Annotated in this window: 13 protein-coding genes; 5 read left to right on the plus strand and 8 right to left on the minus strand. The window is 69.6% G+C overall.

The annotated features are described in order from the left end of the window. Positions 1-22 precede the first annotated feature (22 nt). The gene (locus G472_RS0103905) at positions 23-622 is read left to right on the plus strand and encodes a polysaccharide biosynthesis/export family protein (RefSeq protein WP_029007331.1); all 600 of its coding nucleotides are present in this window, start codon (positions 23-25) and stop codon (positions 620-622) included. 32 nt (positions 623-654) lie between these two features. On the opposite strand, the gene G472_RS31100 is transcribed toward G472_RS0103905, so the two are convergent. Both G472_RS31100 and G472_RS31105 read right to left on the minus strand, forming a co-directional pair. Next, a complete protein-coding gene (locus G472_RS31100) occupies positions 655-2,415 on the minus strand; it encodes an ABC transporter ATP-binding protein (RefSeq protein WP_051340357.1) in 1,761 nt (586 codons plus the stop codon). A gap of 258 nt (positions 2,416-2,673) precedes the next feature. After that, positions 2,674-3,840 carry a hypothetical protein gene (locus G472_RS31105; protein ID WP_156926978.1) on the minus strand — a complete coding sequence of 389 codons (1,167 nt, stop codon included), beginning with the start codon at positions 3,838-3,840 and terminating at the stop codon, positions 2,674-2,676. A gap of 238 nt (positions 3,841-4,078) precedes the next feature. Between G472_RS31105 and G472_RS0103920 the strand changes: the two genes are divergently transcribed. Both G472_RS0103920 and G472_RS31110 read left to right on the plus strand, forming a co-directional pair. After that, complete coding sequence (locus G472_RS0103920) at positions 4,079-5,425, plus strand: outer membrane beta-barrel protein (protein WP_084536423.1); 1,347 nt, start codon at positions 4,079-4,081, stop codon at positions 5,423-5,425. Positions 5,426-5,547: 122 nt separating this feature from the next. Next, positions 5,548-6,945 (plus strand): O-antigen ligase family protein, encoded by a 1,398-nt coding sequence (locus tag G472_RS31110; protein WP_169732770.1) that lies wholly within the window; start codon positions 5,548-5,550, stop codon positions 6,943-6,945. Positions 6,946-6,982: 37 nt separating this feature from the next. On the opposite strand, the gene G472_RS0103930 is transcribed toward G472_RS31110, so the two are convergent. Both G472_RS0103930 and G472_RS37890 read right to left on the minus strand, forming a co-directional pair. Then, complete coding sequence (locus G472_RS0103930) at positions 6,983-7,744, minus strand: FkbM family methyltransferase (protein ID WP_051340365.1); 762 nt, start codon at positions 7,742-7,744, stop codon at positions 6,983-6,985. Between the two features lie 118 nt (positions 7,745-7,862). Beyond that, positions 7,863-9,062, minus strand: a complete 1,200-nt coding sequence (locus tag G472_RS37890) for a glycosyltransferase (protein WP_051340367.1) — start codon at positions 9,060-9,062, stop codon at positions 7,863-7,865. 492 nt (positions 9,063-9,554) lie between these two features. Here G472_RS37890 and wbaP point away from each other — a divergent pair, with 492 nt between their 5' ends. Both wbaP and G472_RS31125 read left to right on the plus strand, forming a co-directional pair. Beyond that, the gene (wbaP, locus tag G472_RS31120; RefSeq protein ID WP_169732771.1) at positions 9,555-11,000 is read left to right on the plus strand and encodes an undecaprenyl-phosphate galactose phosphotransferase WbaP; all 1,446 of its coding nucleotides are present in this window, start codon (positions 9,555-9,557) and stop codon (positions 10,998-11,000) included. Positions 11,001-11,184: 184 nt separating this feature from the next. Beyond that, entirely contained in the window at positions 11,185-12,207 is a 1,023-nt protein-coding gene (locus tag G472_RS31125) for a radical SAM protein (RefSeq protein WP_051340371.1), read from the plus strand. Positions 12,208-12,255: 48 nt separating this feature from the next. On the opposite strand, the gene G472_RS0103950 is transcribed toward G472_RS31125, so the two are convergent. The 4 genes from G472_RS0103950 to G472_RS31130 are packed head-to-tail and all read right to left on the minus strand — an operon-like array spanning position 12,256 to position 17,285. Then, on the minus strand, positions 12,256-12,966 hold the full coding sequence (locus G472_RS0103950; protein WP_156926982.1) for a hypothetical protein: 711 nt from the start codon (positions 12,964-12,966) through the stop codon (positions 12,256-12,258). Further along, positions 12,947-15,238 (minus strand): GumC family protein, encoded by a 2,292-nt coding sequence (locus G472_RS0103955; RefSeq protein ID WP_084536426.1) that lies wholly within the window; start codon positions 15,236-15,238, stop codon positions 12,947-12,949. The genes G472_RS0103950 and G472_RS0103955 overlap by 20 nt, the downstream gene beginning before the upstream one ends. After that, positions 15,214-16,008 carry a metallophosphoesterase family protein gene (locus G472_RS0103960; RefSeq protein WP_245593385.1) on the minus strand — a complete coding sequence of 265 codons (795 nt, stop codon included), beginning with the start codon at positions 16,006-16,008 and terminating at the stop codon, positions 15,214-15,216. The genes G472_RS0103955 and G472_RS0103960 overlap by 25 nt, the downstream gene beginning before the upstream one ends. Then, positions 16,005-17,285: a glycosyltransferase family 4 protein gene (locus tag G472_RS31130; protein WP_051340375.1), complete on the minus strand. Its 1,281-nt coding sequence runs from the start codon at positions 17,283-17,285 to the stop codon at positions 16,005-16,007. Before G472_RS31130 ends, G472_RS0103960 begins: the two co-directional genes overlap by 4 nt. Between the last annotated feature and the right edge of the window lie 191 nt (positions 17,286-17,476).

A 17,476-nucleotide genomic window follows, 5' to 3' on the forward strand; every position in this document is an offset into this window, starting at 1 on the left:
AGCAAGAGGAGTGCTTCCCCACATGGTATTCGGACGCATCTGGCGCGCCTTTCGGGTTGTGACGGTGGCCATCGCGATCGCGGCGGGGTTTGCGGCCGGCTGCGCGCCGGTGGCCGTGTTCCCCGGTGAGGAAGCGCCCAGGACCGCGGGGAACCCGGCGGAAAGCTACCTGCTCGAACCCGGCAACCGGGTGCGGGTGATCGTGTTCAATGAACAGAGCCTGTCGGGCGATTTCACCGTCGACCCGCTGGGCAACATCGCGATGCCCCTGGTCGGCAACATCCCGGCCAGCGGCGTCACCGCCAAGGCGCTGTCCAAGCGCATCGAGGACACGCTGAAGCGGGACGCCTACCTGAACGATCCCAGCGTCGCCGTGGAGATCCAGACCTTCCGGCCCTTCTATGTTCTGGGCGAGGTCCGCCAGCCCGGCGAGTTCCCCTACATGACCGGCATGACGGTGCTGAGCGCCATCGCCAAGGCCGGCGGTTACGACTACCGCGCCCGTCAGGGGGAGGTCGTGCTGGTGCGCACCATCGACGGCGACCAGATCGAGTACCGGGCCGTCGAGCGCACGCCGATCCTGCCCGGCGACATCGTGAAGGTGCTGGAACGCCGCTTCTGAACGCAGCGGCGGCCGGTCCGCTTCCGGCCGTATCAATCGGCGGGAAGCGGACCGGCTGCCGCCTCGACCTCGGCCCGGGTGCCGGCGGCGACCAGGCGGCCGGCATCAAGCACCAGCAGATGGTCCGCCATGCGGGCCATGGCCGGCCGGTGGGCGACGACGACGATGGTCACCCGCCCCCTCAGCCCTTCGACCGTGTCGACGAGCCGGCGTTCCGACTCCGCGTCCAGCGCGCTGGTCGCTTCGTCCAGGACCAGCACGTCCGGATTCCGCAGCAGGGCGCGGGCCACCGCCAGGCGCTGGCGTTCACCGCCCGACAGACGGTCGCCGCGCTCCCCCACCACCGTGTCGAGCCCGCGCGGCAGCCGCCGCACCACGTCGGCCACGGCCGCCCGCTTCAGGGCGTCCCACAGCGCCGCCTCGTCCGCGTCCGGGCGGGCGAGCAGCAGGTTGGCGCGCACGCTGTCGTGGAAGAGGAAGGAGTCCTGCGGCACATAACCGACCCGCGTCCGCCAGCCGCGGCGGCCCGCCGCTTCCAGAGGCACGCCGTCGACCAGCATCCGTCCCGCGGCGGGAACCGGCAGGCCGAGGATCAGGTCGCTCAGCGTCGACTTGCCGGCCCCGGAGCGGCCCACGACGGCGGTGATCCGGCCGGCGGGGATGGTGGCCGACACACCGACCAGCGCCGCCCGCGCGCTGTCGGGATGGCGGACGGTGACGCCGTCGAGGCGGATGTCCGGCGGCTGCCCGCCCCCGGCGGCGGGGGCCCCCGCCGCCGACGGTTCGGCGGCGGCGCGGGCGTTTGCGGTCAGCGCGGTCACCGATTCGTAGGCCGGCAGGGCGTGCATGAGCTGCGCCCACGATTCGCGCGTGTTCAGCAGGGTCTGGCCCAGGCGGGCGAAGGTCAGGGCAAGGACCAGGGCATCCGCCAGCGCCAGGCCGAAGCCGCGCACCGCCACCGTGACGCCCAGCGCGGCCCCGACGGCGGCACCCACCTGGACCGCTGCCCGGGCGTTCGCCACGACCCGCTGGTGCGCGGTCTGGCGGTCGCGCAGGTCGCTCATCCGGGCCGCCAGCCGAGCGTGCCGCTGTTCCTCCAGTCCAAGCGTCTTGACGAGACGGAATCCGGCGAGATCGTCGGCGAGATCGGCCTGGAAGGCGAGGTTCGCCTGGCCCAGGGCGCGGCCGAGCGCCACCGTGCCGCGGTCGAGCAGGCTCGCGGCGACGACGGCCAGCAGGGCCAGCACCACCACGATCAGCGTCAGGGTCGGCGACAGGGACGCCGCGACGGCCAGCAGGATCGGCACCTCCGCCGCCCGTGCCGCCAGTCCCAGCAGGAAATCGACAGCGAAGCCGACGCGGCCGACCTCCATGGACAGGGTCTGCGTGACGTCCGAGGTGCGCAGCCGCGCGAAGGCGAACCATTCCATTCCGAGCAGCGCGCCGTGCAGGTCACGGCGCAGACCGTCCACCACCGCCAGCCGCAGCCGTTGCGCCACCAGCACCCGCGCCCGCACCGCCACCGCCGCTGCCGCAACGATGGCGACGTACAGCAGCAGTGCCGGTTCCAGGCCGAGGCCGGCACCGGACGGGTCGCCCTCGATGCCCAAATGATCGAGCAGGGGAACCAGGATCAGCAGGCCGGCGCCCTGCGCCGCCGCCGCCGCCACGGCCAGGACCAGCACACCCGCAACGCGGCGCCGGCCGACGGCCGCAACGGTCGCGAGAATGCCGCGGACTCCGTCCAGGCGCTCCCTCGCCGTTCCGGCGCAAGCGCCTTTGGCGGGGGTCATGCCGGACCGTCCAGCGGACCCTCCGATCCGGAGGGGCCGTCGTCCCCGGGGTTCACCCCGCGGGAGCGGTCGCTGCGGTCGGCTGCCCCGGAAGCGGCGGTGTCAGCCATGGCGTGCCTTGCGTTCGTGTTTTCGCTGATCCGGCGGTCGCCGCTCCCGCTCCCGGCGGAGCGACCCCATAAGCATCAGCGCCCTGCTCCACCACCGAAGGCGGAGCAGGGCGCGAATGCCAATGCCTCCCGGACCGGTGCCTTACCGTCAGCTCGGGCTGGAGGTGAAGACGACGGTGGGCACCTCGATCGGCGTGGTCGTGGTGTTCTGGTTGGTGGTGGCCGTTTGGGTGGTGGTCTGGTTGGTCTGGGTGTTGGTTTGGGTCGTCTGGGTGGTGCCGGTCGTCTGCTGGCCCTGTCCCTGGGCGGTGACCTGCGGGTTGGCCGGAACCTGCCCGGCGGTGATGGCGTTCACCTGGGCCGCGTTGGTCTGGTTCGACTGGGCCAGGGTCTGCGACGTGCTTGCCTGGTTGAGAACCTGGGTGACGACCTGCACCGTCTGCGGGGCCGCGGTGACCACGGCCTGGCTGGTCGCCGCAGCGAACGCGTTGGCCATCACCTGGATGGCCGTCTGCGGCGACACCTGATACACCGCCGGGTTCGTCACCGTCTGAGCAACGGACGTGGCGATCGTTGCCACCGCCTGGGGGGCGACACGCTGCGCGTCAGGGTTGACGATGATGCGGGCGGCGGTGGTCGCAACGGTCAGCGCCTGGGTGGGAGACGATTGCAGAACCTGGGTGGCCTGGACCGCCTGGGTTGCGGCGCTGGCGATCTGGACGGCGGCGGCCGGGTTGGTCGCCACGATCCGCTCCGCGGTGGCGACGGCCTGCGCCGCGACGTTGGCCACGATGGCGGGCGATCCGGTGGTGGAGGCGACCTGCATGGCCGCCGACGCAACCGCCGCGGCCTCTTCCGGGGCCACCCGTTGCACGGGCGGTGACACGAAGATGCGGGCGGCAGTGGTCAGCACCGTCTCGGTCGCCTGCGGCGCGGTGGACTGAACCGTCGTGCTGCGCACGGTTTCGACCGCGGCGGCCGCGGATTTGATCGCCGCCTGCGGGTTGACGTTCACCAACTGCTCGGCCGCGGTCACCACCGCGCCGGCGAGTTCCGCGGCGCGCTGCGGGTTGCCGCCGGCCAGGGTGTTGATCGCCTGGGTCACCTGCTGCGGGTTTCCGCTCAGCATGGCGGCGCGCAGGGCCGGCGGCAGGCTGGTGACCGCCGCCGAATCCCCCTGGCCCCGGTTCTGGGTGGGGCCCTGGCCTTGCCCTTGCCCCTGACCTTGCCCCTGGGCCGCGGCAGGGGTGGCGGTGACCAGAAGGGCCAGTGCGGCCATCGCCGTCGACAGCACCAGACTCCGGGAAGCAACCATGCTGACAGCCCTCACATGAATCCAACGCGCAAAACCAGAACAAACCTATCAGAACTCGCCCGACCGCTGCAAGTTCGGGAAGGAGGCGGGGTGCGCGGTGCCGGGAGCGCCGCCGCCGGCGGCGGCGGCGCGCAAATTGCGACAATTTGATGGGCAATGTGTCGCCTTCAGGCTGGAACAAAGCACGTGATGGTGGTATGGACACGAGCGCAATCCCAGCAAGCGGCGGCGATCCGGCATGCAGATCACAAATTTTCACGTGCTTGGAAACATTAAAATCAACCGTTATTGGCTGTGCACCACCGCGCTTGCACTCGGTATGACGATCGCGCCGTGGTCGGCGGCGGACGCCCAGGATACGCGTCGCGGCGCCGCCGGTGCGGCGAACGTGACGGGGGAGGCCAATCCGCAGAACGATGTGGAAGGCAAGCAGGATCCTGACCGGGTCGACGAATCGTACCAGCCCAAGGGGGTTGAGCTGGGAAGCTTCCTGCTGTTGCCGCAGGTCGAGTTCGAGCAGCGCTACAACTCCAACCTCTACGCACGCCCCACCGACGAGAAATCGGATTTCCAGACGCGGATCGCTCCGGAGTTCCAGCTTCGCTCCCGCTTCTCGCGCCACGCCCTCAACCTGACGGCCCGCGCCGAGCAGAACTATTTCCGCCGCTTCACCAATGACAATCACCTGAACGGTCAGATCGTCGGCCAGGGCCGCTACGATTTTGACCGGAGCTGGGAAGGCACGGGGCTGCTGGAGTATGCCCGTCAGCACGAGGACCGCGGCAGCCCGGACGAGGCGGGCGGCGAGAAGCCGACTCCGACCAACAGCTTCACCGGCCAGGTCGGCACCAAGGTGGTGACCGGGCGCTACACCTTCTCCGGTGATCTGCAGGCCGTGCGCCGCCATTTCGAGGACGTGGGCACCGGCGGCGGCGCGACGATCAACAACTCCGACCGTGACCGCATGGAATACCGTGCCCTGGTGCGCGGCGCGTACGAGATGTTCCCCGGCTATTCGGCCGTTGCCGAACTGCAGGCCAACCGGCGCAAGTATGACGACGAGTTCGATGACCTCGGGTACAACCGGTCGAGCCACGGCTGGCGGGCGGAGGCCGGTATCGGTGTCGACGTCACCCAGCTCATCCGCGGCGACTTCCTGGTCGGCTACCTGCAGCAGGACTACGAGGACTCGCGACTCCGTGACCCCGGGGGCCTGGCGTTCCGGGCGGTGTTCAACTGGACGCCCAGCCGCCTGACCGTCATCATCCCGTCGCTGGAGCGCCGGGTGCAGGAGACGACGACGCGCGGCGCCTCGTCGATCGTCAGCAGCACCGCGTCTCTGCTCATCCGCCACGAATACAGCCGCAACATCGTCCTCACGGCCGCCGCCAGCGTGACCATGGATGACTTCAAGGGCGTCGATCAGACCAACTGGACCTACGACGGCCGCGGTCGCGTCATCTGGGCTCTGGCTCCGGAATACTATGTCGGGAGTGAACTTGCCTACCGCAAGCGTACCTCCAACGTGGCCTCCTCCGAATACGACCAGTACATCATCTCTGTGCGACTCGGCCTGAGACTCTGATACGGCCGGAACATGATCCCTTCCATTCTTTTCCGGCCGCCAAACCCGGCAGATCAATGCCGTGGCATTGATCGAGAGGGGCTTACCGTCGGCATCAGTCCGATGCCGACGGTATGAGGCCGATGACGGCGAGTTCGCTTCTCTTCCGATTGCTCCTCGGCCTGGTGGTGCTGGCCCCGATCCCGCTCGGGGCCAACCGTCCATGGGCGTGGAGCCTGATGGCTGTCGCCGTCGGCGGGCTGCTGGTGGCCTGGGCGGTTCTGGTCGCGCTGGGGCGCGCGCGCGCGCCGGTCGGGCTCGGCCGCCTGTGGCCGGTTGCCGTTCCCTTCGGCCTGGTGTTGGCGTGGGCCTTCGTCCAGACATCGCCGCTGATGCCGGTCGACCTCCACCATCCCTTGTGGGCGGAAGCGTCGGCGGCGTTGGGCGGAACGGCCGTGGCGGGGGCGATCACCGTCGATGCGGCGATGACCTATACGGCGATCCTGCGCCTGGCGTGCTATGGCGGGATCTTCTGGCTGGCCGTTCAGCTCGGACGGGAGCGGGCGCGGGCCCACGAGGCGTCCGTTGCCTTTTGCCTTGCCGGAGGTCTGTACGCGGCCTATGGGCTTGCGGTCCATTTCGCCGGATTGAACGTGATCCTCTGGCTGCCGAAATGGGCCTACCACAGCGACCTGACGTCGACCTTCGTCAATCGCAATTCCTATGGTGCCTATGCGGGGCTGGCCATGGTGTACTGCGCCGGCGTGTTCGTCTATGTGCTGCGGCCGTCCCATGGCGGCCGGGGCCGGCGCATGACGGATCTGGCGGAAGCGGTGATCGTCCGTGCGCTTCCCTATCTGCTGGGCGCGCTGGTCACGGGTTCGGCACTGTTGCTGACCCATTCCCGCGGCGCCCTGCTGGCAACCGCGGCGGCCCTGGTCATCCTGCTGGTGCTGCTGATGGTGGCAGGGGTGCTGCGTACCCGAATGGCCCTGGTCATCGTCGGTGCGATCCTTGCGGTCGGCCTCGTCGCGCTGGCGGTCAGCGGCGACCGGACCCTGGAGCGGCTCACGGAGCAGACGGGGCCGGAGCATGATGCGGCCCGCGCCCATGTGTACGGTCTCACCGCCGATGCCATCGCCGATGCCCCGCTCACCGGCTCCGGTCTCGGTGCCTTTCTGCCGGCGTTCCGCATCTACCGGGATTCCCTCCTGTCCTATCCGGTGAGCTGGGACTATGCCCACAACGTCCATCTGGAACTGGCGATGGACCTCGGCATCCCCGCGGCGGCGATGCTGTACGTGTGTTTGGCGGTGATCGTCGCGGTCTGCGTGCGCGGGCTGATGCGGCGGCGGAGGGACCAGATACACCCGGCGATGGCGATCGCCGCTGCGGCTCTGCTGGGGTTGCACGGGCTGATCGACTTCAGCGTGCAGATGCCGGCGATTGCGGCGACGTTGGCCCTGCTGTTGGGAATCGGCTATGCCCAATCCTGGAGCACGGCGGAGAACGCCGACCGGCCGGCGAATGGTGCGCCCTGACGGCGCCTCGTTGTCCCTTCTCGTCGGCGTGCCGCGCTTATGATGCGCCCGGGGGCCGGCCCGTTGCGGGGACGGTGCGGTCAAATCGGAAATCGGCCTGAAGGCAGCGGCCGTCCGGGCCGAACCAGGGGCGGTTGACGCCGGCCAGGCGGAAGCCGGCGTCGCGCAGCCGGGCGAGCACCTCGTCGGCCAGGGCCTGTCCGTCGTACAGGGGCGTGAACGACGCCTCCACGATCAGATGGTCGATCCGCCCGAGGAGGCCGGCGGCACCGCTCAGCACGTCGAGTTCGGCCCCCTGGACATCGACCTTCATCAGGATCGGGCGCGGCAGATCCGCCAGATCCGGCAGCGAATCGAGTGGGCGCACCACCACCGGAATGCGGGCGACGGCGGCGCTGCCCGGTGCGGCGCGCTGCTGCTCCGCTCCGATGGGCAGCAGGGACGAACAATCGGGACGCCCGGATACGTGCAGAACCGTCTCCCCCGGAACGGCGCCGGCGGCGATCTTGTGCAGGTGGACCCAGGGGTCCGCGCCGAACAGCCGCTCGAACACCGCGGCCGCGCCGTCCAGGGGCTCGAAGGCATGGATGATGGCATCGGGGAACCGCGTCCGGGCCAGCAAGGTAAACTGCCCGACGTTGGCGCCCACGTCGATCACCGCAGCCGGCCGGAGCCCGTTCAGCAGCGGGTCCATCTCGACCACCGCGGCAACCCCCCGTCGCAGCCCCTGCCGGAACGTCCGCTCCGGCATCAGGCGGAAGAGCTTGCGGGCCTTGCGCATCACCTCGCCGACGTCCATGCCCTCTCCCCCTTCCGCCCGCCGGTCCCGGTGCCTCTTGTGGCACGCACCACGGCGGCGTGTCCACGCGAACGCCGCTGCCGCCGGCCGGTGGCGGAGGATGGAGGGATGGTGCCGTTCACGCCTCGCCCGGTCCGGCAACCACACGCCACATCCGGTCCGCAACCGCGGCCAGCGCGTACCGTTCCTCGACGATGCGGCGACCGGCCGCCCCCATCGCCGCCAGCGCATCGGGTGAGAGGACTTGCACGCGCTCCAGCGCCGCACGTGCACCGGCATCGTCGGCCGCAAACACGATTCCGGCACCCAGGTCTTCCAGATCGTCCCAGACCATGCCGCGGGTCACCATGACCGGCCGGCCGGCGGCCATGGCCTCGATGACCGCGATTCCGAAGTTCTCGCGCAGGCCTCCCTCGCCAAGTCCGGAAGGCAGCACGACCAGGTCGCTGCCGGCCATCAGAGCCCGGACGCCATCCGCGGGCAGGTAGCCATGCAGGTCGATCGCATTGCGCGCCGAAGCAGCAAGCGCCGCGATGTCCTCCATATACGTTCCGGTGCCGCTCCCGGCGATCACGAAGCGATCATTCGGGCGACGGACGGCAAGCCATGCTCTGAGGAACGGCAGGATGCCCTTTTCCGGCGACAGACGGCCGACATAGGCGATGGTCAGACCGCCGTCCGGGCGGCGGGGTGGCAGCACGGGCCACTCCACGAGGTCGATGGCGTTTGGAACGACGGCGACGGGAACCGAGGGCACAAGGGCCCGCACGCCGTCCGCTTCCGGGATTCCCGTGGCGTGGGCGGCGCGCGCGCGCGCCAGGGTTGGCAGGGTCAGGAGGCGGTAGTACAGCCACTTCACCGGCTTGCGCCGGCGGATGTGGTCGACGTGACCGGGCATCAGTGCGCCATGGACCGAGATGACGAACGGCCGCCGAAGCAGCAGGCATATCACGCCCGCGAGCGTGGTGGGCCACGTCGCGGTCCCGCTGATGTACACCGCGTCGGCATCGCGGCACAGCCGGAGGATGGCGGGAATGGCTCCGGCCCCCAGCCCCCAGCGCGGCCAGAGCCGGGCGGGGTAGAGGTGGACCGGCACGTCGGCGGGCATCCCCACGTCGCCGGCCTGCAGCGGCGCCCCCTCGGATGCATCGCTGGCGCACAGGGAAAACGCGTGTCCGGCCGCCGCCCAGCCTTTGGCAATCCGGGCGGTTGACTCGGCGATGCCGCCGTACCCGCGGGCCGGCGCGATGTGGGTGGTGACGATACCGATACGGACACGAGTGCCGTGGTCTTCCGCCGTGATGTGAGGTCGCTTCATTGGGCAGAGGGTTCCTGACAACACCGACACCGCTCCATCAATGCCCGGTGCCGGCAGGTTCCGCGGGGTTGCACATTGCCCGCCACAGCCATTCTCATCGCCGGCAGCCCGGCTGCGGGCGCCGCAATATGCCGGAGATGGCATGGAGACGGGGGCATGGACGGTTCGGGAGGGAAGACGCCGGGACGGTAGCAGAGCCGGCCACCTCGTGACAGCCATAAGTGCATCGGACGATCCGTGGCGCATCCCCCACTGCCCCGGTGGCGGCGGGCTCCGGACGGGTGTTGCACCGTCGCGGATCAGCACCCGCATGCCGTTGCTCCGTGCGCTCGGAGCCGCGAGCCGACGGGCGGAGCGCTGTCGCTGTCGCCATTGCAATCGGTAGGATATCACTTTACGGTTTCCCGCAAATGCGTCGGATTTCGGGGCTGCGGGGATGCTATACGAGAGGCGGAGCGGTAGAAGGTCTCGTACGGCGATATCGTCATGGTCATGACCCATCCTCCCGTCGCCGGACCGCAGGGCTATCGGCACCGCCTGTTCCGGTTGGGCACCGTTCGCGGTGTCGTTCTGGTGCTGGCCGATGTGCTTGCGCTGGCATCGGCCCTGTTGGCCGCCGTTCTCCCGGTGCTTCTCTTCGGTGGTCACGGCGATACCCTGACGCCGGTGGAACTCCTCGGCATCAACGGGCCCCTCCGGGTGCCGCAGATGCTGGTCCTCTCGGCCGTTCTGTTGATCTGGTTCTATCACAAGGGGCGATACGGCCTGCGGCTGCCGCTGTGGACCGAAATGCGCTATGTGGTGATGGGGTGTATCGGGGCGATGCTGGCCGACGGCTTTGCGCAGTATGCGACCAAGGGCGAATTTTCCCGTCTTTGGCTGGTCCACACCTGGCTGCTGTCCGTGCCGCTCCTGCTGCTGTACCGGTACATGGTTCGCCGGCTGCTGTCGGCCCTGGGGCTGTGGGAGATTCCGGTGCTCGTCGTCGGATCGGGTGTGCGCCTGGACGAGACGGCGGCATTGCTGCGGGCCGATGGCAACCTCGGCTATTCCGTTGTCGGAATGGAATCGCTGGAGCGCATCCGGGCGGACTGGCGGGGCTCCTGGATCGACGTGCTGCACCGGTACGGGGCGGACATGCTGGTGATCGCCGGCGAGGGAGCGGAGCCCGACGGGAACCGGTACCTGGTATCGCGCCTGCCCCTGGAGCGGGTGCCGTTTGTCAGCGTGCGCTCCCCCGGCGGTCTCCCGGTCATCGCCGTCGATGTCCATTATCTGGTCGGCCACGACGTGCTGCTGCTGACCGGACAGCACCCGTTGTCCCGGCCGCTCGGCCATGCCACAAAGCTTCTGTTCGATTATGCCGCCGCCCTCGCACTTCTGGTTCTGCTGATGCCGGTCTTCGCGGTGCTGTCGGTGCTGATCGCGCGGGACGGCGGGCCGGTGCTGTACGGACACACCCGGATCGGTTCCAACGGCCGGCCGTTCCGATGCCTGAAGTTCCGTACGATGGTCCCCGATGCCGAGGCGGTGCTCGCCCGCGTCCTGGACGCCGATCCCGAACGGCGTCGCGAGTGGGAAGCCGATCACAAGCTCCGGGGCGACCCGCGGGTGACGCGGATCGGCCGGTTCCTGCGCGCCTACAGCCTGGATGAGTTGCCACAGCTCATCAACGTCGTGCGCGGTGAAATGAGCCTGGTCGGACCCCGGCCGGTCACCCGTGATGAGTTGGAACGGTTCGGGGAGGAGGTCGCCTTCTATCTGCAGGCGAAGCCCGGCATCACCGGCCTGTGGCAGGTCAGCGGCCGCAACGACCTGGATTACGCGCGGCGAACGCAGCTCAACACCTGGTACGTGACCAACTGGTCCCTGTGGATCGATATCGTCATCCTGGCGCGGACGGTTCGTACCGTCCTCAGCCGCCACGGTGCGTATTGACGGGGGCTTGCGCCGGTGCTCGGGACCCCTGCCTTGCCAGGTTCCGATGTTCCGTCTAATATCTAAAATGCGGAATATCCGGGACGGGAGCGGCATCGGGACCCGGATCACAGCCGGCACGTGGTGAACGTGATCACGTTGCGGCCGTATCAGTCATCCCATGATGTGTAGCGTCGGGAGTGCCATGCTGAAGGCTGACAGCCGCACACTGCTCAAACTGAACAGGCTGGTGCGGAGCAATCGCCTCAAGTTCGCAGCCGCCCTGGCGGCCGACGTCCTGGGATTGCGCTACACCATCGTGCGCATGGATCCGGTCGCCGCGTGCAACCTGCGTTGCGCCATGTGCTACTACAGCGACGGGGACTGGTACGCGGCCAACGCCGGACCACGCCTCACCGCGGCCCGGGTCGAACGGCTGGCCGGCGCCTTCTTTCCGGAAGCAGTCCAGGTGTTCATCGGCTGCGGCTCGGAGCCCACGATGTGGAAGGGGTATCCGGACATCGTCGGCCTCGCCAAACGGTACGGTGTCCCGTTCGTTTCGCTCGTCACCAACGCCCAGTTGCTGACGCAGCGGACGATTGAAGACCTGGTCACCCGGGGCCTGGACGAGATCATCGTCTCCGTTCACGGCACCGACGCCGCCACCTATGAACGGTTGATGAAGGGCGCGCGGTGGACGCGGCTGCACGACAACCTGAAGGCTCTGACCGCGGTTCGGGACTCTCTCGGCAGCAAGACGCCGGCCCTTCGCATCAATTTCACGGTGAACAACGACAATGTGGGGCAGATAGCCGAACTTCCGGCCGTCTTCGGACCCTATTCGCCCGCGACGATCCAGATCCGGCCGATCATCGATCTGGGCAACACGGCCTATGCGGATAAGGATCTCAGCCGGTCGCTGGAAGCGTACGACGCGGGGATCGAACAGCTCCGCCGGGACTGCGCCGCAGCCGGGATCGCGCTTCTCGCCAACGCCCATGATCCGCTCTACGGCAGCGGGCAATCCGGCGCCAAGGTCTATGAGAACGCGGTCCTGCGCTACATCGGGCCGACGCGGGCCTGGAAAACCGATTTCGACGTGGAGAGGGAAACCTATGCCGGCTTCAAAGCCCGTATCGGATTCCGCCGGTCCCTGCTGCGCTGGGCGGTTCTCGGATCACGGGACCTGGAGCACCACACCGTCCTGGCCTCCTCCGACGTGCTGTAGCGTGCGGCGGTCCGGCACGCCCTCTTCGACGTCCCGTGCCGGGATGGGTCAGCGGCGGCCGTGGCGGCGCAGGTAATCGGCGATCTCCTCCTCGCTGAGGTCGTCGAGGGCGCGGCGGATCAGGGTGCCGGCAACCCCCTCGGCCGGCAGCGCCGCGACGCGGTCGGGTGACAGCACCCAGGTGAGCCGCACCTGACGCCGCAGCAGGGCCACCGTGTCATCGTCCATGTAGGGCAGCAGACGCAGCCCGGTGTTCAGCCGCCACAGCATGATGGCCGGCTCGATCGCGCCCGACAGCATGGACACGCGCAGCGCGTCCGCCGCCCCGGCGGGGTTGCCCGCGCGTTCGCGCAGCACCGCCAGCATGGCCCAGCCGTGCGGCTGCACCGGACCGATGGCCACAGCCGCCTCGGTGGTCGCGGCGGCTCGCACGTACAGGGCTTCGCGTTCCGGGCCGGGTTCCGTCGCCTCTGCCAGGCGGGTCAACAGGAACGCCGTCGCGACCCGCCGTTCCGCCGCCGGCTCCAGCCGATCGGCCGCCTCCAGCGCCTCGATCGCCGCCGCCAGGGAGTCGGCGTCCACGGGCGTGCCCGATTCCACGGCCCACAGGACATCGCCGGCTTGCGCCGCATGCAGGCCGGCGATGAGCCGCGGAACACCCATGGCCAGCACCATCGCACCCAGCCCGGCCCCGACCACGGCGGCACCGAAGGCGACGGTGCGCCGAACCGGCTTTCCTTCACTCGGCGTAATAGTCACGATAACGCCCGTAGTAGTGGCCATAGTCGCGGTACCCGTAACGGGCGTGCTTGCGCTGGTTCACCTGCGACAGCACGATGCCGAAGACGTTGACGCCGGAGCCGCGCAGGATCTTCAGCCCGTTGCGCGTGGCATCGCGCGGCGTCGCGTTCCAGCGGACCAGATAGACGACGCGGTCGACCAGCCGGCCGATCACGCGGGTATCGGACACCGCCAGGACCGGGGCGGTGTCGATGACGATCCGGTCGTACTGCTCCAGCAGGTCCTTGATGAGGCGATCGAGCACCGGGGCCCGGACCAGTTCGGCGACGTTGGCGGCGCGGCCGGCCGGCAGGAAGTCGAGGGTGCCGACGGCTCCGCGCTGAACCAGGTCCTCGAAGGCGCCGTCGCCGCCCAGGATCTGGGCCAGACCGCGGTCGCCTTCGGCTCCGATCTCGGAATGCAGGCGCGGACGGTGTATGTCGGCATCGATCAGCAGCACCCGTCCGCCGGATTGGGCGTACATCAGCGCCAGGCTGAGCGAGACGAAGGTCTTCCCCTCTTTGGGAACCGATGACGTGACCATGACCACGCGGGCCGGGCCGGATGAGCCGAGATCGATTGAGGTGCGCAGGCTGCGCACCGCATCCGCCAGTGCGGAGCGGGGCTTGCTCAGGATTTCCTCGAAGCCGCGGACGCGGCGGTTGCGCCGCAGCGGGATGACGCCCAGCACCGGCAGGCCCGACAGTTCCTCCGCCTCGTCGCTGGAGCGAATGACGTTGTCGAGATGGTCGAGCAGGAAGACCAGCGCGACGCCGGCGGCCAGGGCGATCAGGGCGGCCATGATGATGACCGGCGGCTTGCGCGGATAGGACGGTGCCATGGGCACCTCGGCCGGAGACACGATCCGGGCGTTGGCGCGCTGCATGCGCTCCTGCTCCGCCTCGCGCTTGAAGCGGTTGAGGAAGGCTTCGTAGAGGGTGCGGGTCGCCTCGGCCTGGCGTTCCAGTTCGCGCAGCCGGATCTCGGCCTCGCCGGCAACGTTGGCCTGCTGGCGCACCGCCTCCAGCTCGCGCTCGAGCGTGCGCACGCCGGCCATCGCCACCTCCACCTCGTTGGCGTAGGACGCGGCGATCTTCTCGATCTCGCCGGCGATCTTGCCGCGGATCTCGCCCAGTTCGGCGCGCAGGCCGACCAGGCGGGGGTGACGCTCGCCGTAGGTCTTCTGCGCATCCGACATCTCGCGCTGCAGCCCGGCCTCCTGCTCGCGCAGGCGCTGGATCAGCTGCGACTGGAGCACGTCGGAGGTCGAGTCCATGCTGCCGCGCGAGCGCAGAAGATTGCGCACCTGATCGAGGCGAGCCTGCTTCTGCCCCAGGTCGGCGCGCGCCATCACCAGGCGCGAGTTCAGTTCCGACATCTGCTGGTCGGTCACGGTGGTCTGCTGCCCGCCCTTGCGGCGCAGCCCGTGTTGCGCACGGTAGTCCTCGACGGCGCCTTCCGCCGCGACGACGTCGTTGCGCAGGGTGTCCAGCCGCTCGCCCAGCCAGGAGGACACCTGGCGTGCCTCCTCGAACCCGGCTTCGAGGCGGTCGAGCACATAGGTTTCGGCAACCGTGTTGGCGATCAGCCGTGCCTTTTCGCGGTCATGGGTGGTGTAGCGGACGCTGATGACATAAGAACGCCGCTGCGGCTCGACCTGCAGTCCACCCAGCAGGCGCCGCACCAGGGCGGCCCGCTCCATGTCGGATTTTGCCGCCGGGTCAAGCCCGGCGCCGGTCGTGTCGTCATCGCCGCGGGGAATCCACGTCAACGGGTTGAGGTAGCGCAGGTACGTGGCGAGCGTTGCCGGCTGGCGCGCCGTGCCGTTGAACTCCGGATCCTCGGCGAGGCGGAGCTTGTCGGCCACCCGGTGCGCCACCACGGTTGATGAGATCAGGTTGGCCTCGGTCTGGATGACCTGTTCCGAAAGCCACGGGCGGAAGGCGCGTTCCGACAGGGCGTCCCGCACGTCCGGCGATTCCACCACCAGGCGCACCTCGGCCGTGTACAGCGGGCGCGTCTGTTCCAGCACGAGGATGGTCGGCGTCAGCGCCAGGATCAGGCAGGCGATGACCAGATGCTTGCCGCGCCACAGAACCCTCCACGCCCAGCGGAACTGCTGGCGCAGACCGTCCTGCAGCAGCCCGTCGGACAGCGGCGGACGGTCTGCGGGCCCGTCGAAGCCAACGCGCGCCGGCTGCGGCGATCCGCCGCCGGTGGCGGGGGTCAGGCCCGGGCCTGAATCAGGCATTGCTGGTCCTCCTGTAGGACAAGCGTGGTGAGCACGCCTGTGACGTAGGCACCGGTGTCGATGCCGATGCGGTTGTCGCGCAGGTCCGGCTGGTCGACCATGGTGTGGCCGTGGACGACGACCTTGTCGTGCGGCCGCGGGTCGGAAAGAAAGGGCTCGCGGATCCACAGCAGGTCGTCGAGGCGCTGGCGCTCCAGGCTGCGGCCCGGCCGGATGCCGGCGTGCACGAAGGCGTAGTCGCCCAGCACGACCATGGGTTCAAGGCTTTTCAGGAAGGCGAGGTGCGCGTCGGGCAGGCTCCCGGCGAAGCGATCGCGCAACGCTTCGCAGCGCGCCCGCTCGCGGATGCCGACCGAGGCCCGCACGCCGTAGCTGCCCAGCGTTTCGACGCCGCCGTAGTCCAGCCACTCCGCCCCGGCGGCCGGCGCCTCCAGGAACTCCAGCAGGGCGGCCTCATGGTTGCCGAGAAGGAACCGGCACGCGACCCCCTCGATGACGGGGCGGCACAGCCGGTCCAGCACGCCGTAGCTGTCGGCGCCGCGATCGACATAGTCGCCGAGGAAGACCATCACCGGCGTCAGCCCCCGCTCGGCCGCGTCCGCCGCGTCCTCCGCGACCAGCGCGATCAGGCGGTCCAGCGCGTCGCGGCGGCCATGGATGTCGGCGACGGCATAGACCCGCAGGCCGTCCGGAACCCGTGGCGCGGCAGTCCGCCGCGGCCGGGCGCGGCGGAACCCGAACAGCCCGTCGGGGAAGAAGCGCCCCATCATCGCGGCACCCTTGCGGTGCACACGCGATCGAGGATGTCGGCGAAGCGCGGGCCGATGCGGTCCATGGCGAAGGCGGTGGCGGCGTACGCAGCCTGCCGGCGGGCGCATGCGGCGCGCAGGTCCGGATCATCGCGCAGGCGGCGGGCGGCGGCGATGAAGCCGTCCCTGTCGCCGGGGTCGACGCACAGCCCCGCACCCTCCCGCTCGATCAGCCGGCGCGCGAGATTGGCCGCGGGGACCGCCCCGAGGATCGCCCTCTCGGCGCAGAAATAGCTGTAGACCTTCGACGGCACCGACAGACCGCCCGCGAACGGCTCCAGCAACACCACCGCCACGTCCGCCGCGGCGAGCGTGTCGGGAAACTCTTCCCGGGACTGGAAATCGAGGAGGATCAGCCCGTCCAGCCCCTCGCGCGCCTTGACCTCCTCCAGGTGCCGCCGCCCGAGACCCTGGCTGACCACCACGACCCGCACGCCGTCGTCGTCCCGGAACGCGCGGGCGAGATCGGCGAGGAATTCCGGATCGTGCTTCATCCCGAGCGTGCCGGAGAACTGGAACACGAAGCGGTTCGCCAGCCCGTGGCGTCGCGCCCAGGGGTTGTCCTTGGGACGGGCGGTGAGTTCACCGAGCGGAGCCCAGTTCTCGATCACCGAGCAGTCGGGATGGTCGAGACCATGGGCGCGCAGCACGGGCACGAAGTCGGGGGAGATGACCACCAGGGCCGCCGCGCGGCGCAGCGCTCCGAACTCCACCGCCTGAACGGTCCGGCGCGCGAGATGGCGCAGGGGAGCCGGCCAGCGCGCGGCGGCGACGGCGACGCCCGGCGTGAACAGATCCTGCACCCAGGCGACCAGCGGTACGCCCGGCCGGTTCAGGCGACCGGCGAGGTGGGCCAGCACCGCGGGCGGGGCCTGGGCGGACAGCACGACGTCGGGGGCGAAGGCCGCGATGCGGTCCGCCAGCCGGCGGCCGTAGGCGCGCTCCTGCATCCAGCGCCGTGTCAGGGCGTATTTGGCCATGGGCCGGGCAATGGACACCGCTTCGCCGTGGAAGCCGTCGGGATCACCCGGTGCCCGCTCCAGCCGGCCGCGCGGGGTTTCCAGGTCGGGACAATGGAGATGAAGGACGTGGTTGCCACGGGCGGCCAGCCAGCGGCTGAGCTGCGCCGGGAAGAAATGCCCGGCATAGTCGTGGATGACGATCCGCCGGCCGGCCGATGGCGGAGCAGGCGGAGTCTCCGTCCGGGAGGCTTGCCGCTCGAGGATCAGCGTCGTCATCGCCGTTCCACCCGGCCGGTCGTGTCGCAGCGGCGCGGCGCACCGGCGCACGGGCGGCGGCGTCGCCCGTTGCGGCATCGGCGCTTCTGCACAACCGCGTCCTGCATGTCTCCCGCCTCGTCCATCGTACGGCCGGACCGATCGGTCTTCCGGATCAACCCGTCTCGCGCATTTTAATCAATCATTGCGCG

The organism is Azospirillum halopraeferens DSM 3675 (assembly GCF_000429625.1).
Lineage (GTDB): Bacteria > Pseudomonadota > Alphaproteobacteria > Azospirillales > Azospirillaceae > Azospirillum > Azospirillum halopraeferens.